28 protein-coding genes are annotated in these 20,892 nt (G+C 31.3%); all 28 read right to left on the bottom strand.

Annotated features, from left to right (window positions below; translation table 11 throughout):
* Positions 1-4 precede the first annotated feature (4 nt).
* Positions 5-691: a DUF2490 domain-containing protein gene (locus DMB68_RS02450; protein WP_110345082.1), complete on the bottom strand. Its 687-nt coding sequence runs from the start codon at positions 689-691 to the stop codon at positions 5-7.
* A gap of 96 nt (positions 692-787) precedes the next feature.
* Positions 788-1,369, bottom strand: a complete 582-nt coding sequence (locus tag DMB68_RS02455; protein WP_110345083.1) for an LOG family protein — start codon at positions 1,367-1,369, stop codon at positions 788-790.
* Between the two features lie 157 nt (positions 1,370-1,526).
* Complete coding sequence (locus tag DMB68_RS02460) at positions 1,527-1,940, bottom strand: lysozyme inhibitor LprI family protein (RefSeq protein ID WP_110345084.1); 414 nt, start codon at positions 1,938-1,940, stop codon at positions 1,527-1,529.
* Between the two features lie 85 nt (positions 1,941-2,025).
* A complete protein-coding gene (locus DMB68_RS02465) occupies positions 2,026-2,553 on the bottom strand; it encodes a GNAT family N-acetyltransferase (RefSeq protein WP_110345085.1) in 528 nt (175 codons plus the stop codon).
* A 1-nt stretch (position 2,554) separates the two neighbouring features.
* On the bottom strand, positions 2,555-3,694 hold the full coding sequence (locus tag DMB68_RS02470) for a lactonase family protein (RefSeq protein WP_110345086.1): 1,140 nt from the start codon (positions 3,692-3,694) through the stop codon (positions 2,555-2,557).
* An 85-nt stretch (positions 3,695-3,779) separates the two neighbouring features.
* Positions 3,780-4,877 (bottom strand): MBL fold metallo-hydrolase, encoded by a 1,098-nt coding sequence (locus DMB68_RS02475; protein WP_110345087.1) that lies wholly within the window; start codon positions 4,875-4,877, stop codon positions 3,780-3,782.
* Positions 4,878-4,882: 5 nt separating this feature from the next.
* The gene (locus DMB68_RS02480; RefSeq protein WP_110345088.1) at positions 4,883-5,305 is read right to left on the bottom strand and encodes a DUF1801 domain-containing protein; all 423 of its coding nucleotides are present in this window, start codon (positions 5,303-5,305) and stop codon (positions 4,883-4,885) included.
* A 36-nt stretch (positions 5,306-5,341) separates the two neighbouring features.
* Positions 5,342-5,710 (bottom strand): nuclear transport factor 2 family protein, encoded by a 369-nt coding sequence (locus tag DMB68_RS02485; RefSeq protein WP_110345089.1) that lies wholly within the window; start codon positions 5,708-5,710, stop codon positions 5,342-5,344.
* 158 nt (positions 5,711-5,868) lie between these two features.
* On the bottom strand, positions 5,869-6,288 hold the full coding sequence (locus tag DMB68_RS02490) for a DoxX family protein (protein ID WP_110345090.1): 420 nt from the start codon (positions 6,286-6,288) through the stop codon (positions 5,869-5,871).
* Positions 6,285-6,755, bottom strand: coding sequence for a GNAT family N-acetyltransferase (locus tag DMB68_RS02495; RefSeq protein WP_231131562.1), 471 nt, complete (start codon positions 6,753-6,755; stop codon positions 6,285-6,287). Before DMB68_RS02495 ends, DMB68_RS02490 begins: the two co-directional genes overlap by 4 nt.
* Positions 6,724-7,152 (bottom strand): carboxymuconolactone decarboxylase family protein, encoded by a 429-nt coding sequence (locus DMB68_RS02500; RefSeq protein WP_196783670.1) that lies wholly within the window; start codon positions 7,150-7,152, stop codon positions 6,724-6,726. Before DMB68_RS02500 ends, DMB68_RS02495 begins: the two co-directional genes overlap by 32 nt.
* 89 nt (positions 7,153-7,241) lie before the next feature.
* On the bottom strand, positions 7,242-8,051 hold the full coding sequence (locus DMB68_RS02505) for a helix-turn-helix domain-containing protein (protein ID WP_110345091.1): 810 nt from the start codon (positions 8,049-8,051) through the stop codon (positions 7,242-7,244).
* 69 nt (positions 8,052-8,120) lie between these two features.
* Positions 8,121-9,071 carry an ankyrin repeat domain-containing protein gene (locus tag DMB68_RS02510; RefSeq protein WP_110345092.1) on the bottom strand — a complete coding sequence of 317 codons (951 nt, stop codon included), beginning with the start codon at positions 9,069-9,071 and terminating at the stop codon, positions 8,121-8,123.
* Positions 9,072-9,258: 187 nt separating this feature from the next.
* Positions 9,259-9,654 carry a VOC family protein gene (locus DMB68_RS02515; protein ID WP_110345093.1) on the bottom strand — a complete coding sequence of 132 codons (396 nt, stop codon included), beginning with the start codon at positions 9,652-9,654 and terminating at the stop codon, positions 9,259-9,261.
* A gap of 94 nt (positions 9,655-9,748) precedes the next feature.
* Entirely contained in the window at positions 9,749-10,132 is a 384-nt protein-coding gene (locus DMB68_RS02520; protein WP_231131563.1) for a DUF1801 domain-containing protein, read from the bottom strand.
* Complete coding sequence (locus tag DMB68_RS02525; protein ID WP_110345094.1) at positions 10,110-10,712, bottom strand: hypothetical protein; 603 nt, start codon at positions 10,710-10,712, stop codon at positions 10,110-10,112. The genes DMB68_RS02520 and DMB68_RS02525 overlap by 23 nt, the downstream gene beginning before the upstream one ends.
* A 27-nt stretch (positions 10,713-10,739) precedes the next feature.
* Positions 10,740-11,903 (bottom strand): TlpA family protein disulfide reductase, encoded by a 1,164-nt coding sequence (locus DMB68_RS02530; RefSeq protein ID WP_110345095.1) that lies wholly within the window; start codon positions 11,901-11,903, stop codon positions 10,740-10,742.
* A 47-nt stretch (positions 11,904-11,950) separates the two neighbouring features.
* Positions 11,951-12,715 carry a type I methionyl aminopeptidase gene (map, locus tag DMB68_RS02535; RefSeq protein WP_110345096.1) on the bottom strand — a complete coding sequence of 255 codons (765 nt, stop codon included), beginning with the start codon at positions 12,713-12,715 and terminating at the stop codon, positions 11,951-11,953.
* Positions 12,716-13,175: 460 nt separating this feature from the next.
* Positions 13,176-13,676, bottom strand: coding sequence for a hypothetical protein (locus tag DMB68_RS02540; protein WP_110345097.1), 501 nt, complete (start codon positions 13,674-13,676; stop codon positions 13,176-13,178).
* Positions 13,677-14,026: 350 nt separating this feature from the next.
* A complete protein-coding gene (locus DMB68_RS02545) occupies positions 14,027-14,479 on the bottom strand; it encodes a carboxymuconolactone decarboxylase family protein (RefSeq protein WP_110345098.1) in 453 nt (150 codons plus the stop codon).
* Between the two features lie 68 nt (positions 14,480-14,547).
* Positions 14,548-15,123, bottom strand: coding sequence for a Crp/Fnr family transcriptional regulator (locus DMB68_RS02550; RefSeq protein ID WP_110345099.1), 576 nt, complete (start codon positions 15,121-15,123; stop codon positions 14,548-14,550).
* 172 nt (positions 15,124-15,295) lie between these two features.
* A complete protein-coding gene (locus tag DMB68_RS02555) occupies positions 15,296-16,060 on the bottom strand; it encodes a hypothetical protein (protein ID WP_110345100.1) in 765 nt (254 codons plus the stop codon).
* Positions 16,061-16,232: 172 nt separating this feature from the next.
* Positions 16,233-16,823: a transglycosylase domain-containing protein gene (locus DMB68_RS02560; RefSeq protein ID WP_110345101.1), complete on the bottom strand. Its 591-nt coding sequence runs from the start codon at positions 16,821-16,823 to the stop codon at positions 16,233-16,235.
* Between the two features lie 173 nt (positions 16,824-16,996).
* Positions 16,997-17,728 (bottom strand): hypothetical protein, encoded by a 732-nt coding sequence (locus DMB68_RS02565; RefSeq protein WP_110345102.1) that lies wholly within the window; start codon positions 17,726-17,728, stop codon positions 16,997-16,999.
* Positions 17,729-17,904: 176 nt separating this feature from the next.
* Positions 17,905-18,375 (bottom strand): hypothetical protein, encoded by a 471-nt coding sequence (locus DMB68_RS02570; RefSeq protein WP_026728948.1) that lies wholly within the window; start codon positions 18,373-18,375, stop codon positions 17,905-17,907.
* Positions 18,376-18,549: 174 nt separating this feature from the next.
* A complete protein-coding gene (locus tag DMB68_RS02575; protein WP_110345103.1) occupies positions 18,550-18,819 on the bottom strand; it encodes a hypothetical protein in 270 nt (89 codons plus the stop codon).
* 562 nt (positions 18,820-19,381) lie between these two features.
* A complete protein-coding gene (locus DMB68_RS02585) occupies positions 19,382-20,230 on the bottom strand; it encodes a leucine-rich repeat domain-containing protein (protein WP_110345105.1) in 849 nt (282 codons plus the stop codon).
* A 180-nt stretch (positions 20,231-20,410) separates the two neighbouring features.
* Positions 20,411-20,845, bottom strand: coding sequence for a hypothetical protein (locus DMB68_RS02590; RefSeq protein WP_110345106.1), 435 nt, complete (start codon positions 20,843-20,845; stop codon positions 20,411-20,413).
* Positions 20,846-20,892: the final 47 nt, after the last annotated feature.

Genomic DNA, 20,892 nt, shown 5'->3' on the forward strand with positions numbered 1-20,892 from the left:
AAGGTTATTTACTACTGCTAAAAGGGATATTGTTGTAAACTACAATTTGAAATTGATTACGTCCTGTTTTTTCCTGAATTTGTCTCATAAAACCGGCTTCAACCCTGAAATTCTTGTTGATAACATAACCTAATGCACCATATACGCGGTCACGGTCAAAAGCAGGTGATTCGGCATTGATAAAAAGTTCATTATAAGCAGAAAAATAAAGGGCATTATCCTCCATTCTAGGCTTGGTTAACGGAACATTTAAAGCTAAAAAATAACGAAAACGCATTTGGAAATCATCCTTTAAAAAGCGTTCTTCTACACGATAACGATGCTGCAGATAAACTCTTCCAAAGTTTTGACGTGTTATAAACTGCTGATAAATACGATGCTCATTAGTGTCTGCTTTATCATCTGTTCCGGGAATATAATTTTGTGAATTAATAAAACCGTAACCTAATAAAATATTGTTGTTGTTTTCAGTAAGGTTATATCCAATTCCTGTTCTTAATAATAATTGTTGTGTGTCTCCTGCAAAATTATAATTACGATATTGTACTTCGTTATGCCAGTTCCATTTTTTATTGATAGCCTGATTTCCAAAATAAATAAACCAGTTTCCGGTATCAGTATCCTGCGCGTTTGTAAAATTTATAGATAAAACAAGGGCGAATAAAAAATAAAAGGCTTTTAGATGTTTCATTGTAGATAACGGATTTTTAGTTTTTTTGGAGCCACAAGATAAGAAAGTTATTCGGGAAATTATGTTAAAAACAGAAAATCAGGCTCTCAAAAAAGATTAAATTTCTCCTTTCTCAATCCATTTTCCAACGGTTGGAGCTTTGTAATTATTCATTTTATCTAATAGATCATCAATGTTGTCGCTCACTAAAAGCATTTGCTGATTAACCTCTTTCAATAAACCTTTGCTAACCATAACTTCAGTTAATTGTATCAGGGAATCATAAAAGCCATTGATATTCAAAATAGCGATTGGTTTTTTATGCAGTCCTAACTGAGCCCAGGTAACCATTTCGAAAAGTTCTTCAAGGGTTCCAAAACCACCCGGAAGCGCAATAACACCATCACATAAATCGTTCATTCTGGTTTTTCTTTCGTGCATACTTTCTACCAGAATAAGTTCTGTTAACCCCAAATGTGCAATTTCTTTTGATCTTAAAAAATTAGGCAATACGCCAATTACTTTTCCGCCATTATTTAAAACACCATCTGCAACAGCACCCATCAGTCCAACATTGGCTCCGCCGTAGACCAATTCAATATTTTGTTTTGCCAGTGTTTCACCAAGTAAGGCAGCCTGTTCTTTGTAAATTTCTTCAGTACCAAAACTAGAGCCACAGAAGACTGTTATTCTTTTCATTATTTTTTATTATAAGTTATGATTGTAAACATCTTGTTACTACAATAAGTTTGAATTTAAATTAAGTCTTATATTCGGATACTCTAAAACATATCAAATAAAAAACCGACTTTTCATTAAGCCAATTGTCTAAATAATTTGTAGTATATGTTAATTTTTAGAATTCCAACATTTCATAGTATTCTTCCAACTCAATTGCTCTTGACTTTACAATTTCTTTTTTATTATTTTCAGCAATTGCATACCACATTGTTCCTTCTTTTATTTCATAGTAGAATTTTGAAATAAAAGAATATTCTTTGTCTCTATAAGTTAACCATTGTTTTTGGGATTCTTTCAGACTATCAAAAGATTCTTTAGGCAGTTTATTTTTTAAAAGACTATAATATTTATTCAATTCCTTATCCCAAGATTCCCGCGCTTTTATTGTACAGTTACACATTTCTGCATTAGAAATATTCTCTTTATTGAGACATTTCGATTCTAATACGTCTATTGAGTTTTCATTTTTACTTTGTGATAAGGCAACTATAGATAATAAAGTAAAAAAGAGTAAAAGTTTTTTTTTCATCTAAATGTGTTTTTGGCTTGTATATAATTTGTTGATAAAGGATAAAACTTTTTTGTTTCTTTATAAATATTTGATTTTTAACTTTTTAATCTTTTTTTAATTCATATTCAAAGTGAGGTAAATCGACACCATTATGTGAAAAAACCATCTCGTTTATTTTTACAGCACCTAATTTTAAAACAGCTTTTTGTGAACGAAAATTTTCTGCACCCACATGAAAAAGTATGGAGTTTACTGTTTGGAAGGCATACTCAATAAGCAATTTTTTTGTTGCGGCATTGTAAGGACCACCCCAAAATTTTCGACCTATAAAGGTAAAACCAATCCCTACATTTGATTTTTCTGAATTGTAATCATAGAATCGGGTAGTACCGATAACTTCGTTTGTTTTTTTGTCTAAAATTAAAAAAGCACCTTTTGAGCCAATGGCACCCTCAAAAAAAGGTTTAAACACATCTTTTTTATAGCGGTCTTTTATAGGATGCTGTTCCCAGACTAATGGGTCGGAAGCTAATTCATACAGTGCTTCAAAGTGATTTTCCTGAAGCGGAATTAATTTTATGGTTTCGTTTTCTAAAAATTCGGGTTGTAAATTAAAATTTGATATCGTCATTTTAAGCGTTTTTAAGTTTTATTCTTTTAATCTGAACACAGGAAACATTTTCCATTAGGATTTCATTGCCAACTTTTTTAAGCAATCCGGTTTTTGGGTTTCTTTTAAAAACGACTATGTTTCCGGAATTTACATTTGTTGCAATCAGGAATTTTCCAGTTTCATCAAGAGCAAAAATTCTGGGATGGTCTCCAAAAGTCGATTGATAGCCAATGTTTTTTAAAAAGCCATTTTCGGCTATAGAGAAAATAGCAATATTATTTTCTTTTCCCCGGTTTGTAGCGTATAAAAATTTTCCGTCCGGAGAAATGTGAATATCAGAGCTTGCAAAACCTTCCTTAATTTTATCCGAATGTGTATTTACTCTTTGAATTTTCTGCAAAGTCCCATTTTTATATTCATAAACACTTATTGATCCTGCCATCTCTTCAATACAATAGCCGTATTTTTTATTTGGATGAAAAGAAAAATGTCTTGGTCCCGCTTCTAAATCTGTTTTTGTAAAAGGAACTGGTGTTTCTGTTAAAGGCTGTTTTTGGTTTTCGTTAAAAGCATAACACCGAATTTTATCAGCACCTAAATCAGGCAAAAAAAGATAATCAAATTCAGGAGAAAATACCGCTGAGTGAACATGTGACCGGGTCTGCCTTTCTTTATGAATACTTCCGTCTGTATAATGGATATTCTGTGTAATTGAATCGATTCTTCCGTTTTCTGATAATGGATGAACCGATACGCTGCCTTCTGTATAATTAGCATTTACAAGCCATTTACCATTTTTATGGACGGAAACATAAACCGGATTTTCGCCTCCGCTGGTTTGTTTGTTCAAAAAAGTAAGAGATTTATCTTCTGGATTAAATTCAAAACTGCTTACACTTCCTGCATTTGGTGTTTTTGTATCCGTACAGGCATATAGGTATTTTCCGTTTGGAGAAACCGTTAAATAGGATGGATTAGTTATATTTTTCACTCCGGCTATTTTGCTCAGATTTCCATTTACGGTATCTAACTGATAAACCTGAATTGATTCTGCTGTTTTATCTGTGTTGTAGGAACCCAAAAAGACATAAGTGTGTTGAGAAAATACAGAAGTACAAATTAGTAAACTAAGGGCAAATATGTGTTTTTTTAGGTTCAATGTCTTTTCTTTTTAAAGGTAAAAATTTCGAAGTTTAATACTCCATGGTTTAAATTAATAATTAACAATTCACCATTAACAATTATTATTTCACTCCTTTCCACCATTGTTTAAATTCCTGTTTTTCATTTTTAAGTTCAACAATCTCTCCAATCATCGGTGTAATCAACGGAACGGGATTTTCTGAAGCAGCATTTAATTCGCTTACCTTGATCAAAGGCTCATCCCAGGCATGCAGTGATAAAGGGAATTTTGAATTATGTACCGGAAAGACTCTTTTTGCTTTTAAGTCTTTCATCGCTTTTATTACATCTTCCGGCAAATTGTGAATGTATTTCCATGCCGGATTATATTGTCCATTATCAATAAGCACAATGTCAAAAGGACCAAATTTATCGCCAATTGCTGCAAAGTGATTGTCGTAACCGCTGTCCCCGCCCAAATACATTTTAAAATCTTTGGTTTCTAAAATAAAAGAAGTCCAAAGTGTATTGCAGCGCTTGATGCTTCTGCCGGAAAAATGTCTCGATGGAGCAGTATAAAGTGTTAGATTTTGATCTAATACTACTTTCTCGTGCCAGTCTTTTTCTATAATATTTTCTATTGGAAAGCCCCAAAATTCAAAATGCGAACCAACGCCAAGTGCCGTGATTACTTTTTTTATTTTTGGTTTCAGTTCCATTATAGTTTTATAATCTAAATGATCATAATGGTCATGCGTTATCAGCAAATAATCAATTTCAGGAATATCAGCATAGGTATAAATATCAGTTCCTTTAAAGGCTTTTGTAGTCCCGTAAATAGGAGAGGCGTTGCCGCTGAAAACAGGATCAATTAAAAAACGTTTCCCTTCAAGCTGGATATAATAAGACGAATGCCCAAACCAAACTAAAATATCCTGATGTAAAGAAAGTTCTTTTAAATTCGTTTTTACGGAAGGAATAATATCAGTTGGGGTTTTTCGGTCAACCTTCTTAAATAAAAATTCGGTTAGAACATCATAATAGCCATAACCTTCCGCAAGCTCCGGAGTGAAATTTTCATTTTCGAATTTTTCGTTTTTGTATTGGGGTGATTTTTGTATTAAAGCCAGTCTTTCGCCAGACGGTCTTTTTCCGAATCGGGGATGTAGTAAGAAATAAATAGCAACAGCCAGTAAAAGAATTATTATCGTAGTAATCATGTTTTTTAGGTTGAAGGATATAAAATTTTTAATTCATTTACCGATGTTGAAATCATTAATCTGAGTATTTTCACATCAATGTCTGTTATTTTTTTGATATAAATACAGCCTTTTCCGGCTTTATGTTTTCCAAATTTAGAAAGTAATTCGTCTTTATTTTCAAAAGAAGAATAAAGATAAAGTGAAATCGCATCTTTTCTGGGAGAAAACCCAACTAATGGTGCATCACCTTCGTGTCCGCTCGCATATTTATAGTGATAACTGCCAAAACCAATAATACTCGTTCCCCACATTTTGGGTTCAAAACCGGTAACTTCCTGCATTATTTTTAAAAGTTCAAAAGCATCATTTCTTTTCACTTCATCTTCAACAGTATTGATAAAATGAATAACATTGTATGTGGTTTCTGTCGTTTTATTTTTTGCCATTTCTGATTATTTTTGCTGAGTGTCATAAATGAATTTTTAAAATATTCCGTTTTCATTAATAGTTTTCTTCGGAATTGGCTGCCCTAAATCCCAAAGTTCAACTATTTTGTCCAATTCAAATCGAAAAATATGAACAACGGCGGTACCTGAATCAGCTGAGTTTTGTCTGACATGCGAGTGAACGGCGACCATATCGCCGTCTCTTAGAATATGATGAATTTCAAAAATCTTATTAGGATTGGTTCTCGCAGATTCTTCCATGGCCAGCATTAGCGTATCAGCGTCTCCTTTAAAATAAGCATTATGATGCTTGAAATTTTTTCCCGTATATAATCGAAAAGCTTCGTGGGAATGTCCCTTGGCAGCAAGCTTCAGGAAGTTTAGGGCTATAGATTTCTTAGTCATGGATATAGCTTTAAAAAGAAATCTAAGTTATGAAATTAAAGTGTTTGTTCCTTAATTTATCTGCTAAAAGCAGGGAAGGTAAATTTTGGGTTTGGTTAAAACATAAATATAAAGTGTAAATAAATCAGTTTATCGCCAAACCCATATTGCAGGTTTTATTAATTTATCTGCTTTTGTTTTATACCTACAATTTCACTCAAAGCAAATGCAGCAGCCGAAGCACAAAAAACAGAATAATCAAGAGGTGTTTTTATGTTTATTGAAAATGTCATTGACAAGGCAAAAAGCAATATTAAAAAACCACTTGTTTTGGCAATTAAGGAAGTTTTAAAATTTGTTAGCAATAAGACAGCCAGTACAACTTCTAACAGTGTTGCTGTAAAACCAATGGCAGGAATCACTTCAGAAGGAAGCAACGGATTTAGTGTTTTGGTGTAAGCAAGAAAACTTTCCCAGTTGCTCCAGGCAGAAACTTCTTTTGGCCAAAATCCCAAACGATCTGCTACAGCTGATAAAAATCCGACGCTTATTGATACTCTTAAAAACCATTCAATGATTGTAATTTTTGATATTTTCATAACTGCTTATTAAAATGAAATGCATTAATTATAAAATCTTCCCTGTAATAAAGTTTGTGTGCGTTGGTTCTGGTATGCCCGCTGTCTAATTGTACAGAATTACAATTTTTCTGCTTAGCAATTTCGTAAAGATAGTTAAGAAGAACTGATGCATACCCTTTTTTTCTGTAATTTTCTAATGTAGAAAGATCATCAATATAAAGCATTTTACCACAATACAGCATGGTAAAAAAGCGATAGCCTGCAATAGCTACAGTTGTATCATTTTCTAGAATATAAACAAGTATGTAGCCTTCTTTTTGCATCTCTTTTATCTTTTCTACAAATTCCTGTTTCTTAAGCATGGGACGCAAAAGATACATAGCTTCCCAACAGGAAGCTATGTCTTGGTTTGTAACTGCAATTTTTATTTGAGGCATAATCATTATTCCGGAATTAATAATGTTGCTCTGCCAATTCTGTTCCATGCATTGATACAGGCGATAGCCATAATAGCATGTGAAACTTTTTCTTCGCCCAGGATTTTGATGGCATTGTCGAAAATTTCATCTGAAACACCACTTTTGAAATTAAGGTTGTTTCATCTGTTAAAGCCAGTATTGCTTTTTCTTCTTCTGTAAAATAGGGTGAATCTTCCCAGGCATTTAAAGCGAGAAGTCTTTTTGTAGTCTCTCCATCACTCAAAGCATCTTTAGTGTGGGACTGAATGCATAAGGCACATCCGTTGATTATTGATGATCTTACTTTAATTAAATGATAAAGTGATTTTGATAAATTGGTTTCAGAAACATACTTGTCCAGTTCTATAAGCGACTGATAAGCTCCCGGAGTTACCTTTGCGATGTCAATTCGTTGCGTTTGCATATTAATTATTTTTTAAATGTTAGATGCAAAAGTAAAGTGACAGTCAGGGGCAGTAAATGGACAAATCCCTGAAAATGGTGGACACTATTTTAATCAGTTAACAAAGTCCGTAAATGATCCTTTGCACGTGTTGCGGTTTGCTTTTTGAAAAATCTGGAAAAATAATGATTGTCATCAAAACCTAATTGATAGGCAACTTGTTTTACGTTTAGATTTTCGTAATTGAAAAGGCGTTTTGCTTCTAAAATAATTAAATCATTTATGAGCTGTTGTGTGGTTTCGCCAGTATTTTTCTTAGTCAGTTCGTTTAATTTCTGTTCTGTGATATTCAATTGAACAGCATATTCTTTTATCGTGAGACGTTTTTCAAAATTTTCCCTTACCAGATTTAGGAATTGCAAAAAGTGAGCATCTGGTTTATATAGCGGTAGCTGCTGCTGAATAATTTTGTATCTGCTGGCTTCAATAATCAGTAGTTTTAAAACAGCATGAAGGCTTGTTTCATATTCAAAATTTTTAGAATCCAATTCGTTTTGGATAGCATTAAAATAACCTTCAACTTTATTGAAGCTAACTGTATCCGGAATATTTATAATTTCATTGAGTCCAAAATGACAATACAGGCCATTATGGTAAATTAATTCAACGGCTTTATCATCTCTACAAAAAAAGTCATAAGTAAATTCCAGTACATATCCTTCGCAATTTTCAATTTCCAGAAACTGATAAAATTGTTTTGGTGTAATGGTTAAAAACTGACGTTCCTTAATTTCATAATGCTGGTTATCAATGTCAATTTTTATCAGTCCCGTTTTGCAATAAAGCAATACAAATTTATACTGCCTTTGCGGTTCAGACATTATGGTTTTATCATTAATTTGGTATAAATCTATTGCCATGATATTTAAACAAATACTCTTTATTTATTTTAAGATTTGTTTACTAATATAGTAGTTTTTGGACATGAATTAATAAACATGTCCTTTTTTTATAATCTTAAAATCATCAGTTGTATTCATTTCGGATGTAAAAAGTGCCTTGTTTTTTAATAAGCCTTCAAACAGTAAATCTTTTTTTATCCGGTTTTCATTTTCTCTTTTTTCCAGAAATGAAAGATCTAAATCTAAGTTAGTATTTAAATTATCTGTCTGTATTTGAATTTCATGAAAAGAAAAGTCTCCTGTATTAAATTTTAAGGATTTGATTTCTTCCTCCAGGCGATATTTCCGGGGGAATTTTCTCTGATACTTTTTAAGTGTAATTTTAAATTCTTCTTCAGAATTGGCTATCAGTCGCATGCCGTCGATAGCTATAACATAAAAGGTTTGATTTTTATTGTTTTTAGCAAGATTTAATAGAGCATAAATCCAGTTTTTTAATTGACTGATTACTTCGTCTTTATTAACAAAATCATAAGGAGAAGATGTCTTGCCGTTTATAAAAGTCGTCATCATTTCCTGATAGGCCGGTTCGTAATGTATTGTTTTGGCCTTCTCAAAAGCGCTTCCATATTCTCCGCTTTTATTTGGATCTGCACCATGTTCCAATAAAAGATGCACCATTTTCAGGTTTCTGTTTCCTGTAGCTCTTTGAAGGGCGGTTTGATTATTGTATGCTAAATCCACAGGGATTCCGCTTTCTAATAAAACCTTCATTTTTTCAAGATAACTGTCTTCGGATGCAAAATTAAGTAATACTTCAGCCTGACTTTCTGCATTTGAATTTTCCAGTATTAGTTTGGTGATTTCTGCAGAACCTTTATAATTAATTTGGGCTAAAACGGCAAGTTCAAGAGGCTTTTTCCCATAACGATCAGGTGCAACAAGAGTTATGTGATTAAAATCATTTCCTTCATTTATATACGTTTTCAGAAATTCAAGATCTCCGGAAATTATGGCGTTACTTAATTGTTCTTCCATTTTTTTAGAATTTATAAAACTTTATAATGCAAATCTAATCTTGAGATTTTCACTTGTCTTCACTATAAATAATGATTTTGCATTTTGAAAAAAATCTAAAAAGAGGTCATAAAAATAGATTTACAATAATTTTTAAAGCCTGTAAAGGAACAATTATTGCGATAAAAACGTGCTGAAGAAGCAATTTTTACATTCCCGGCCAATACAAAACATTGAATTTATGACCATCTGGATCAGCAAAACCCAAAGTGTAGCCTTCTTCATAATTTTGCGGTTCTGCAAATATCGTTCCGCCTGCAGATTTAACTTTTTCAGCCCACTCATTTACTTCTTGTTTACTGCTGGCAGACAGAGAAAATATTACTTCGTTATCTGTAGGAGTGGTAATATTGCCGTTTACATCTTTTGCTAATCTTTGTTTAGTAAAGAAATTGATAACGAATTTATTTTGTCCAAAGAAAAAGCTGGTTCCCTCATTCTCTTTATACTTTCCATTTGCTTTAAAACCTAAATCCGTATAAAATCGGGTCGTTTTTTCTAAATCATTTGAGGCTAAGTTTGCCCATATAAATTTTGCTTCCATGACTTTTTTTTAAAATCAGTTAAAGTTATAAAACTTGAAATTAATATGTTTTGTGCAAACAATCAAAAAGTTACAGGATTTACAGTTTTATTTGTTATGCTTTAATTTTTATAGTTCCTGTTCTATATAAGTCCAAAGCATTCTGTAGGATGCTTACAATGATTTCTATAGGTAAATCTTCATTAGGATTAACTCTGAAAATCTTCATTCGGGTACGGTCGCCTTCTTCTAATTGAGGATGGTCAAGGTATTTTCCTTCAACCATTAAAAGATAGGGTTTATCTGTTTTTTTATCTGTCCATAAATAGCAAAACATTTTTTTCTTATAACAGAAGCAAGGCATTCCCCATTTTTTCGTTTCAGTAATATTCGGGTCCTGATTAAGGATAATATTTCGTAATGCAAGCAAACAGCCCTTATTTGGCTCTGCTTTGTCTAAATAATAGGTGCCAGGTTCATCCATATTTTTCTTTTCCATGCTTTTTAAGCAATTCTTCAAACAGATTGTTTTTTTTAGTCCCGCCAAATTGTCCTGAAACATATTTTATATTGGGGGCTTTTATCAAAAATTCCAAATCTTCGGGAGCTTGTGGTGTATCTGTAATTTCAACTTTTTCAAGATTTGGAATTAATGTCAGAGCCTGAATATTCGTAAGCTTTTTGCATTGCCAAATTCTTAATCGTTTTAATTTTTTGCAGTTACTTAAATCCGGAAATTTTTCAAGTTTGGGCAGATACAGTAAATCAAGTTCTTCAATTTGTGATAACTGATTGATAAACGACAAATCTTCATGATTTTTAATAGCGTTCACAAAAAGATTTTCCAGTGTATCTATTCTTGCCAGTGCTTCAAAATTGGTGGTATGAACACCGTACAATTCCACAACTTTTAATTTTTGAAGAAATTCCAAAAACTCCAGATTTTTATTTTTGATGTACCACAACCCAATTTCGGGGCAGTTTTTATGCTTTTTGATTTGTTCGATTTCAACTTCACCCAAACGTTTATGAATGAGAATTTTATTTCGCCCTTTTGCTTTTTGAAATCCTTCTTCCATGGTTAATAATCTGTTTAAGCGTAAATTTCATAAATGTTTCCTGATTAAGGAATTTAAATCCGCGTCTAATGATTTTTGATAACCATTGAAACCTTTTATAATATTTCCGTTTTTGTCAATCAGGTAAAACGTTGGGTAGTTGTCAACATTGTAGTTTTCGGTATTATGCGTACCAATATTTGTGAAAACAGGATATTTTATATTTCCCTTTTTGTTGTATTTTTCGACAGCTTCTTTATTGTCAAAAGGATTGATCGTTATAATGGTAAATTTTCTTTTTTGATATGTCGAGTATAGGTCATTCAACATACTTACAGATTCGACACTATGAGGGCAGCTATTAGATGTAAAATTTAGCAATACAACTTTTCCTTTTTGGTTTTTTAGTTGAAATATTTCTCCGTACATGTCTTCCAAATCAAGTTTCGGTGCTTTAATACCCTCTGCAAGAAGTGGTTTTTGTTCTTTAGGCTTTTCTATTGTAAAATTAGATGGCACGACAAATGATGACAATTCGCTAAAATCTTCTTTATTTGTTTCATAATCATAAAAGTACATTTCAGAATATGTGTCTACAAACATATCCGTACCGTCTATGAAACCTTGTTGGTCACTTTTATAATAAATGGGCAGGTAACTTTCTTTGTCAATTAACATTTTGACAAACCTATATATTCTTTTGTTGTTTTTTATAGTGTCGATCTCTGTAATTTTTATATGAAAATATTTCTTACCATTTAGAATACTGTCATTATGAATTAGTATCGGAACATTTTTATATAAGTCTTTTTTGAGGCTACTAATTATATAAGGGAGTGATTTATATTGAAGTGTAGAGGCCTCAATTCTGCTCTGTATCTGATAGGTATGATTATGCAAATCCATCTTAATCAATTTGCTGCCATCATACACTTCTGAAATTTTAGTTCCTTCTATTCTAAAGAGTTCCTTATTATTTGAAATATCAATGTAGGTTTTTAATGTGTCTGTATAGATATTATCGCTAAAGAGGTCTTTTTCTCTAAGCGTCATTTTGTAGCCAAGATTGCTTAAAGAATCAAATTTTGATATTGTTGTTGTTACTATTTGAGCAGATGATGCTGAATTTAATATTAAGGTAAATGCGATGGCTAATAATAATCTATATTTCATTTCATTTGAATTAGTAGGTTTTTGTAGTTTTAACAACATGACTACATCGGGTTGAGACTAAATTTTTAAGATTATTAGAGCATCTATTAATTCCAAACCCCGTTCATTTCTGTAAGTATAATGGGTTTTCCATCAGTAATAATAATTGTATGTTCATGCTGTGCCATAAATCCCCCTTTGTTGCCCACCATTGTCCAGCCGTCATTAAGTTCGACCGAATATGATGAAGTTGTTGAAATGAAAGTTTCAATGGCAACGACAGAATTCTTTTTAAATCGTCGTTGGTCGTATCGGTTTTTATAGTTTAATAATTCATCAGGCTGCTCGTGTAAACTTCTTCCAATTCCGTGCCCGCCAAGATTTTTAATTACTTTGTAACCTCTCTTTTTAGCTTCATTTTCAATAAGAAATCCTATGTCTGAAATTTTTACACCGCCTTTAATATTATGAATTGCTTTATGCAGTATTTCTTTTGAAGCTTCAACTAATTTTTGATGTTGATGAATATCTTTACCCAGTACAAATGAATTTCCATTGTCAGACCAAAAGCCATCAAGTTCTGCTGATACATCAATGTTTATTAAATCACCTTCTTTGAGTATTTTTTTATCAGAAGGAATTCCGTGGCAAAATTCGTTATTTACGCTTATGCAGGTGCATCCCGGAAATTTATAAGTCATAAAAGGTGCTGAATTTGCTCCTAAATTTTTTAAAATATTTCCTCCAAAGTCATCAAGCTCTTTGGTTGTCATGCCAGGTTTAGCATAATTTTTCATTTCTTTTAAAGTATAAGCAACAACATCGCTTACTTTTTTCATTCCAATGAATTCTAATTCAGTTGTTATAGACATGGTATTTTATTTTTTTGTTCTTCTTAAAGTTTAATTTAAAATGTTATTTCCAAAATCTCACAACTTCTTTGGAGCTGGTTTAAACACTAAATCTATAAAATTTTTTGTAGACATTCTGTTATCCATAACAGGAAGTTGAATGTCGTTGTTAAATTTTCTTCTCCTACAACTTCAAACCTGCCTTCGAATTTACTCTCTGAATAAATTATACAGGTCGATTTTGGAAGTATTTCAATATCTAAAGTCCATGGTTCTATCCAGACAAATTTTGTTTTTACCAGAATTGTTTAGTATTTCATATTGGTAATGGTATGTTTTTTTACTGTTTGTTATTGGTTATTTTTGTATGAATAATAATCAAACGCATTGTTTGAATTGCTAAAGCATCCCAAATACAAACCAACTTTCCATTAAGTTAATTGCCCAAATCCGTTGTAGTGGCTGTTATGTGCTGGTTTTTTTACTTCCACAACTTTTCCGCATCTTTTTTTGTCAATGCTTCTATTAAATTTTTTGAGAATTCAATTCTTACGAGTGGAAATTGAATTTGATTTTCACCCGTCAAAATCAATTGTTTATTTAAAACTTGGCTAATTTCATTCATAAAGCTCAAAACCTTTTCGTAATCTTCGACAGAGCTTATTTCTTCAGGTTCAATATCGAATTCAATTTCATTAATTGTAAAAAAATGAGTATTTATAATTATGTCATCAATAATTATTGCAACAGTTTTTAATTCCAATTTTCCGGTAACGTCGGTCAATAATTGAATTAAATAATTTTTATCAATTTTATTTATAATTTGATTATCATCTGATGGTCCATATTTTACAATATGATTTGCATTTAAATGATCTATTAGAATTTTCCAATCTTCAATATCTACATTTTCTACATAAATATCTCTTAAGGTTCCGTCAGGTTCAAAAATCCATTTTATTTCTTCCCAATTATTTGTCATCTTGATTTGGATTTTCGGAGTTCTTTTAACCGCAAATTTTCTGATAAACTAGCACATAACGTTCCGGGGGCTTTGCGATGGTGGGGCAATCGAAGCACAAATTTTCAATTTTGTACAAAATTTGAACCGAAGAACTGCCGTTGAATTTTGCAGTTTCGCCCCACTATTGCAAAACCCGTGTAACCTGCAGTCTTTTATCGTTCACGTCTAACATCACTCACTTTTTCTGTGTATCCAACAATTACTCATCGAATATTTTCGCATACTATTGTTAGACAAAGCTAAATTACAAAAATATCCTTTGTGTAAAAAAAAAGCAGGTTTTTTGAACCTGCTTTTTTATAATAGTCCTATGCAAGACTTTGTCCTATAGGTAAGTGGGTGCTTAATACGACCCTGTTCCAGAGGTTGATGGTAATTATGGCAGTTATAATGTCTGCAAGTTGAGTCTCGCTAAAAAACTGTAACGCGGTTGAATAGGTCTCATCTGACAATCCATTTTGATGGATTAATGTTATCTCTTCCGTTATCGCCAACACTACTTTTTCTTCTTCCGTAAAAATATCTTCAGCCTCTCTCCAAGCATTCAGTAAAAAAATGCGCTGATTTGTTTCTCCACTTTTAATTGCGTCTTGAGTGTGAATGTTAATACAATAGGCACAACCATTAATTTGTGAAGCACGGATTTTTATAAGTTCCTTGGATGTTTTAGATATAGAAGCCTTTGAAAGATACATTTCTAAACCAACCATCGCTTTTAGTGCACTTGGTGCAACTTCCTTAAAGTTAAATCGTTTTTGCATTATATAATTCTTTTAAAATTGTTTAATGCAAAATTGTAGAATAAGGAAATAAAAAAACTTAAACTGGTTTAAGAAAGAAGCCTCTTTCGGATTTCACTTAAATACTCGGGAGTGAAACCTAGATAAGAAGCGATTAAATATTGGGGAACACGTTGCACAAATTCGGGATGATTTCTAACGGCTTGGAAATAAAATTCTTCTTTTGAAAACGAAAAAAGAAATTTAATGCGCTTTTGAGCCGCTGCATAAGCCCGCTGGTAAACAAAACGGAAATAGCGTTCCATCACAGGAAATTCTTTTAATAATTTTTCCTGTTTATCTGGAGTAATATACAATATCGTAGATTTTTCTACAGCCTGAATATAAAATTCCGTAGGAACTTCGTTTTCGTAGGCAAAGTTATCTGTAAGCCACCAAGTTTCAATGGCAAATTCAGTGGTTTGTTCAGTGCCTTTTTCGTTGATGTAAAACTTTCGTAACAAACCGCTCAAAACAAAATAATGATGCCTGCAAATTTGCCCCTCCTCTAATAGGTTTTCTTTTTTGGCGACCTCTTTCGTGTCAAAGAATTTTTTGATTTCTTCAAATTCATCGTCAGAAACTTTTGCGAATTTAGTTATATGTTTTTTGAAAATTTCGGACATCTTTAATTTACACGATTTGGGTTTAAGATTGCTGGTAACGTTCTGGCACTACAGCGGGTTTGGGACTAAATTAAGCCCATTCTTCGGATTTGCCAAATCATCCAAATACAAAACCATTTTTCCATTAAGCCTATTGCCCAAATCCGTTGTAGTGGCTGTTATATGCTGTGCTTTAGAAGTCCTTTTCACATGGACAATCTTCAACATAGTTTGCTTCATAAAAATTCATAAATTTAGCAACAGCAGAAAAGGTCTCGTCGTATTTGAAATTTAATATTTGTTTAAATAATTCAATTTGTAATTCTCCTGAATTATCAGATTTTGTATGTACAATTTTGTCTCTTAATTCTTTTAGTTTTGATATATGCTCATTTGTAGGAGTTGATTTTTGGAAGAAATTTTTGCCATGTAATTGAGGTAATACTTTTTTTAATTTGTCCCAAAATTGAATATGTTCTTGAATTTGAGTTTTATTGTATATCTCGGTTCTATTGTTTTTTACTTCAACATAATTTTTGTTTTCAGGTAATAAATGATTTATAAAACATTCAATTGAAGTAAATAGATTAATAATACAAGAACTTGAATATCCATAAAATCTATAAAGAATTTCACCATTTAATTCACTAAAGTTATTTATGTCTCTCAAATTTGAAAGCATTTCTTTTTTGCTTTCTTTTCTGTCAATATTTAATTTATACGAAAAATCAAAATAAACCAATGTGAAATCAGGTAATGGAATTGTAACATGTTTTCCATTATCATTGTAAATAAAAGCAAATAGAAGATCATTGTCTGTAGTCTCAATGATTACATTATGTGTTTTGCTTAATTTTTTTAATTCCTGGCTATCAAAATCTTTCTTTAAACCAAATTTCTGTTTGTCATAAGTTTTAAGTTTTTCCTCAAACAAATATTTTTTTTTAATATGTTTCATTTCAAGGTTTTAAGATGAAGATTGGTTGCATAGCCTATAACGTCTTGGCACTACAGCGGGTTTGGGATTAAATTATGCCCTATTTTCGGATTTGCCAAATCATCCCAAATACAAGACCATTTTTCCATTAAGCCAAATGCCCAAATCCGTTGTAGTGGCTGTTAGTAGCGGTTTATTTATTTATCATTTGTTTATATTCCTCAATTTTTTTCGGCAAAGATTTTTTATTTCTTAAAGGATTGTATAGTGCTGAATTATCAAGCATTAAAACTAAATTTATTTTTTCAGATTGATTTAATTCTGCGATATTTTTATTGAAGAAATATTTTGAAGCTTCTTCAACTCCTGTACTTTCAGCTGAAAAATCATATGAAGAAAACAAAAAAGTCAAACAATCTTCTTGAGTAAATATTTTCTCTATTTTGTTTGTGTAGATTATTTCGTTTATTCCATTTCTTATTTGTGAACTGTTTTTTACGTACAGCGTTGGATAGCCAAAATTTCGGATTACTGACAAACAAGGACAATCTTTTTTGCTTTTTATAAATCGATTATTAACATTTTCAATATTATGCGTTTTTTTATATATTGAAATCAAATCAGCATATTTTTTCGATTTAGATTTTTCTATCGATTTTTTGATTTCTATAAAACGTTCATTATTAAACATATTATTGTAATCGCTTATCAAAAAAAAGTAAATTCCAAAAAGAACAATTAACGAACTAATAAAAATCTTAAGAATTAATTTAATTGATTTCATAGTTGTTATTTTCTGATATTTTTAGGTTAAATCGCTACTAACGTTCTGGCACTACAGCGGGTTTGGGACTAAATTAAGCCCTATTTTCGGATTTGCCAAATCATTCCAAATACAAGACCATTTTTCCATTAAGCCCAATGCCCAAATCCGTTGTAGTGGCTGTTATGGGCAGTTCAAAATTTGCTAACTGCAATTGGGAAATTCGTTTTTCCACTTGATTCGGGCCATTGAAGCAAACCAAATTTTTGTTGTACCGCTACAACCGTACTCTGTAATGTGAGTCGCATTAATTCGTCTATCGGTAATATTGCACAATGTCGCGATGAATCAAGATGCCAATTTATTGCGTGTTGCAAAAACATTTTTGAAAACATAAAACTATATGCTTCTTCACCAATTCTGCAAGCATAGCAAATCATTATTCCTTCCGCACATCTTTTTATATGGCTATCATAAATCTCACGGGACTGTTCCAATTCTAAAGCATTTCTTAGAATTCCACCTTTTTCAAATGCTGGAATTTTATCCGACAAATCTACGAATGGTATAAATTGTGCAAGAACTCTACAGCTTTCAAGAATTATGATTTGTTTTTCGGTATTAAGTGTAAATTGCCCAGGTTTAATTATTTCTTCAGCATTTAATTGAAAAAGTTGATTGTTTTGTTGATTCGCTCCGTGACCGATATAAACGATAATTCCGTAGTCAAGCTTTTCATTATATATGTTTTCTTTAAGATAACTATAACTAGGTTCTGAGAGATAAACAACCTCGTCTAAAGTGTAAGCTCCTCCTGCACATAATTTAAAAAAATCAATGTATGAATTTGCAAAATTTTCGTCAAGAATTCTTTCCTCTGTGGATTTAGAAAAACCTTTTATAATGAATACTTTTCTCTTAATCATTTTAGTGAATTTAGCAGTAAGGTTCTTCTGAATTGCCCATAACGTTCTGGCACTACAGCGGGTTTGGGATTAAATTAAGACCATTTTTCGGATTTGCCAAATCATCCCAAATACAAGACCATCTTTCCATTAAGCCAAATGCCCAAATCCGTTGTAGTGGCTGTTATGAGCAGTTTCTATTCTTTCAACGTATTCTCTAATTCCACAAACTTTAAGTTTTCTCCAAACACTAAGTCAAACTTCGGAATTATGTTTTCAAACTTTTTTAGTTCTGTTTGGTTTTCTATTGTCAAAGGCTCTTTTGGTTGGTAAATAATGTCGTATCGTTCTAATTTATTTGTTCTGTGCACATCTTGATTGTCATAAGCATAAAAACCTAATTCCGCATAGTTTCTCCAGTCATCATAGTTACCATCATTGTCTACTTTTTGTATTGGCGTTCCTATTTTCGGCAACGTTTCTATAAACTTATCCAATTTTAAGAAATCTTCGAAAGATTTGGTTACAATCTTTGGTTTAAATCCTCTATTGAATGTGCTAAAAATTGCAAGTTGTCCAATTCTATCAATTGCGACATAATCAAACTCAATATCATAACTTCCATTAACGATGTGTTCCCATTCCGTGATTTCTCGGTTAAATAACATTCGTTCTATTTTAGATTAAAGTTCTGTGAAATTGCTCATAACGTCCCCGCGCTATAAGCAGTTTGGGACTAAATTAAGCCCATTATTCGGATTTGCCAAATCATCCAAATACAAACTAATTTTTCCATTAAGCCAAATCCTCAAATTGCTTGTAGCGTGTGTTGGCGGTAGTGCTTAGTCTTCTATTATTTGATATTCTAATATATTTTTTTCTTCGTAAACTGTTAAATATATTTGAGTTGCTATATTGTCAATTTCTTTATATAGTTCTCGTGAATAATATTTTGGGTATTTAATATTTAATATTTGTCCTTCAAAAGTAACGTGTAATGAAATATTATTTTCATATTCTTTGAAATTTTCGGAATGCTTTATCTCGTTAATTATTCTTTCAATTTCAGATTTTGATATTTCAATTACTGTTTTTTGATTTCTTTCGGGCATTCCTGAAACAGTATTTTTCTTAATTTCAAAATTAGTATTAAGTTCAATGTCAATCTGTTTTAAGTCTTTTTTTACATCTTCTTTTGAGATAGTTAATTCGTCAATATTGTTTGTAAAAAAAAATGATAAAATACAGACTAATGCAATTGAAGAAATTACAATTCCAACTTTTGATTTTTTTTTTTTTGGAATATATAAATAACCACAGAAATAAAAAAAGGAAAACGATTAGTAGAAATAATCCAGTTAATAATCCAACACCCATTTTATCTTATTTTTTTGTTTTTCGTTCTTTTGAGTCCGCATTACCGCCAACGTCAGTCTGTGAAAAAACCTCTTCAAATTTAGAAAGTATTCGGAGAGCTACCGGAGAAAAATATCAAATATGAGATTCTCAAGACGTTGATTTTAGTTTTTTCACAGCCTGACGTTCTCGCGCTACAAGCAGTTTGGGACTAAATTAAGCCCATTATTCGGATTTGCCAAATCTTCCAAATACAAAACCATATTTAAATTAAGCCAAATACCCAAATTGCTTGTAGCGTGTGTTGTGCGTCGTTTTTTATACGTTTTCAAAATCTTTTCTTTTCAAAATATGATGTTTTCTATCTTGAAAATTAAATTTTTTCAAGTTCTTATACTCTTTCCAATAACGATTATCGCTTTCTGAAATTTTCAAATTGTAAACATTTAATTTTTCTAACTTTTTTAAATTGTCTAATATAATTCTCAAACTTACTATTTCATTATTACTAAAAAAGTTTAAGTCTTTTACGTTAGGAAAAAGCGCAATTACTTTTTCAATTCTTATTTCCTTGCAACTTTCAATGTATAGAGTTTCAACATTTGGGAAAACTGAATTTATATTGTCAAAAGAAAGATTACTATTTCCAATAAAATACATTTCGGTAATTTTTCGAAGATTTTCTATTCCATTTATGTTATTAATATTACTTTGAATTATTCGTAATTCATTCAACGAATTTAATTCAGCAAATTCAGTTAAGTTTTGAGTTTTTGGTTTGTAATGCCATAAACTTAATTCTTTCAGTCTTTTGCACTCTGATATATTTGAACAGCCTTTATTCCAACCAAGTATTAGAACTTCAAGATTTGGAAAATTTTTAAAATCATATTTAAGATCAATACTTCTATTATCTAACTCTTTTAAATTTTCTAATTTTAGAAACACTCCAAGTTCATTTGTTTTATGATAAAAACTTGAGAGCATAAGTTTATTAATTTTAATTTCGGAAATTTTATTAAAGTCAATTGTTTTTTTTGGAAGAATGAATTCATCAAAACTTACTACTAAAGTTGCATCTTCATTATCATCAAAGTATTTGATAATTTCATTCTGATGCTCTGGTAAATAACAAACTCTTTTCTTTTCTTGGTTAAAAAATTTCATTGTATGTTTTCTGATTTCGTTTCTTTCGGGTAAAATGACGCACAACGTTCTGGCACTACAGCGGGTTTAGGATTAAATCAAGCCCTATTTTCGGATTTGCCAAATGTTCCAAATACAAAACCATCTTTCCATTAAGCCAATTGCCCAAATCCGTTATAGTAGATGTTAGCAGTAGTTTTTTTATTCTTTGTAACAATTTAATTTTAGATTGTCTTGATTGATTTCTAAGGAAAAATTTCCAACACTATTTATTAATTTTTCAATTTCTTTCAAATCTTGTAAAGTATTTTTGTTTGGATTAACAATTTTGGGAAAAATAATAAACTCAATTTCTTTAAATGTTAACCAACCACCAAGTGAATTGCAACCTTCAAAACCGTTATTCCAATAATCAAACCCAAATGTAGTGTCTTCGTTTAAGTATAATTCACCAATTTGATTGTTTTGAACTTTTTTAAATTCGATTTTTAAAATCATAGTCGTATTTTGAACAAATTTGTTAATCAGTTTTACCCATTTTGAGTTTGACATGAGATGTTCAGAGAATTTTGAAATGGATTTTTCAACTTCTCGTTCTATTTGATCACTATGACTTTTAGCTTTTTTGGTTCTCATAAAATTGCTGCTAACTTTTTTGTAAATCTAACAATCATCAAACTTTA

Origin of the sequence: Flavobacterium hydrophilum, assembly GCF_003202405.1 — a bacterium.
GTDB lineage: Bacteria > Bacteroidota > Bacteroidia > Flavobacteriales > Flavobacteriaceae > Flavobacterium > Flavobacterium hydrophilum.

Excerpts from the sequence above, each read along its gene's own strand:
- DMB68_RS02590 (WP_110345106.1), bottom strand. The coding sequence starts at position 20,845 with ATGAGAACCAAAAAAGCTAAAAGTCATAGTGATCAAATAGAACGAGAA.
- DMB68_RS02570 (WP_026728948.1), bottom strand. The coding sequence starts at position 18,375 with ATGTTATTTAACCGAGAAATCACGGAATGGGAACACATCGTTAATGGA.
- DMB68_RS02480 (WP_110345088.1), bottom strand. The coding sequence starts at position 5,305 with ATGGCAAAAAATAAAACGACAGAAACCACATACAATGTTATTCATTTT.
- DMB68_RS02450 (WP_110345082.1), bottom strand. The coding sequence starts at position 691 with ATGAAACATCTAAAAGCCTTTTATTTTTTATTCGCCCTTGTTTTATCT.
- DMB68_RS02485 (WP_110345089.1), bottom strand. The coding sequence starts at position 5,710 with ATGACTAAGAAATCTATAGCCCTAAACTTCCTGAAGCTTGCTGCCAAG.
- DMB68_RS02495 (WP_231131562.1), bottom strand. The coding sequence starts at position 6,755 with ATGGAACAGAATTGGCAGAGCAACATTATTAATTCCGGAATAATGATT.
- DMB68_RS02510 (WP_110345092.1), bottom strand. The coding sequence starts at position 9,071 with ATGGAAGAACAATTAAGTAACGCCATAATTTCCGGAGATCTTGAATTT.
- DMB68_RS02585 (WP_110345105.1), bottom strand. The coding sequence starts at position 20,230 with ATGAAATTTTTTAACCAAGAAAAGAAAAGAGTTTGTTATTTACCAGAG.
- DMB68_RS02475 (WP_110345087.1), bottom strand. The coding sequence starts at position 4,877 with ATGATTACTACGATAATAATTCTTTTACTGGCTGTTGCTATTTATTTC.
- DMB68_RS02505 (WP_110345091.1), bottom strand. The coding sequence starts at position 8,051 with ATGGCAATAGATTTATACCAAATTAATGATAAAACCATAATGTCTGAA.
- DMB68_RS02515 (WP_110345093.1), bottom strand. The coding sequence starts at position 9,654 with ATGGAAGCAAAATTTATATGGGCAAACTTAGCCTCAAATGATTTAGAA.
- DMB68_RS02500 (WP_196783670.1), bottom strand. The coding sequence starts at position 7,152 with ATGCAAACGCAACGAATTGACATCGCAAAGGTAACTCCGGGAGCTTAT.
- DMB68_RS02460 (WP_110345084.1), bottom strand. The coding sequence starts at position 1,940 with ATGAAAAAAAAACTTTTACTCTTTTTTACTTTATTATCTATAGTTGCC.
- DMB68_RS02565 (WP_110345102.1), bottom strand. The coding sequence starts at position 17,728 with ATGATTAAGAGAAAAGTATTCATTATAAAAGGTTTTTCTAAATCCACA.
- DMB68_RS02550 (WP_110345099.1), bottom strand. The coding sequence starts at position 15,123 with ATGTCCGAAATTTTCAAAAAACATATAACTAAATTCGCAAAAGTTTCT.
- DMB68_RS02455 (WP_110345083.1), bottom strand. The coding sequence starts at position 1,369 with ATGAAAAGAATAACAGTCTTCTGTGGCTCTAGTTTTGGTACTGAAGAA.
- DMB68_RS02465 (WP_110345085.1), bottom strand. The coding sequence starts at position 2,553 with ATGACGATATCAAATTTTAATTTACAACCCGAATTTTTAGAAAACGAA.
- DMB68_RS02490 (WP_110345090.1), bottom strand. The coding sequence starts at position 6,288 with ATGAAAATATCAAAAATTACAATCATTGAATGGTTTTTAAGAGTATCA.
- DMB68_RS02545 (WP_110345098.1), bottom strand. The coding sequence starts at position 14,479 with ATGCAAAAACGATTTAACTTTAAGGAAGTTGCACCAAGTGCACTAAAA.
- DMB68_RS02555 (WP_110345100.1), bottom strand. The coding sequence starts at position 16,060 with ATGAAACATATTAAAAAAAAATATTTGTTTGAGGAAAAACTTAAAACT.
- DMB68_RS02575 (WP_110345103.1), bottom strand. The coding sequence starts at position 18,819 with ATGCCCGAAAGAAATCAAAAAACAGTAATTGAAATATCAAAATCTGAA.
- DMB68_RS02540 (WP_110345097.1), bottom strand. The coding sequence starts at position 13,676 with ATGACAAATAATTGGGAAGAAATAAAATGGATTTTTGAACCTGACGGA.
- DMB68_RS02525 (WP_110345094.1), bottom strand. The coding sequence starts at position 10,712 with ATGGAAGAAGGATTTCAAAAAGCAAAAGGGCGAAATAAAATTCTCATT.
- map (WP_110345096.1), bottom strand. The coding sequence starts at position 12,715 with ATGTCTATAACAACTGAATTAGAATTCATTGGAATGAAAAAAGTAAGC.
- DMB68_RS02530 (WP_110345095.1), bottom strand. The coding sequence starts at position 11,903 with ATGTTGTTAAAACTACAAAAACCTACTAATTCAAATGAAATGAAATAT.
- DMB68_RS02520 (WP_231131563.1), bottom strand. The coding sequence starts at position 10,132 with ATGGAAAAGAAAAATATGGATGAACCTGGCACCTATTATTTAGACAAA.
- DMB68_RS02560 (WP_110345101.1), bottom strand. The coding sequence starts at position 16,823 with ATGAAATCAATTAAATTAATTCTTAAGATTTTTATTAGTTCGTTAATT.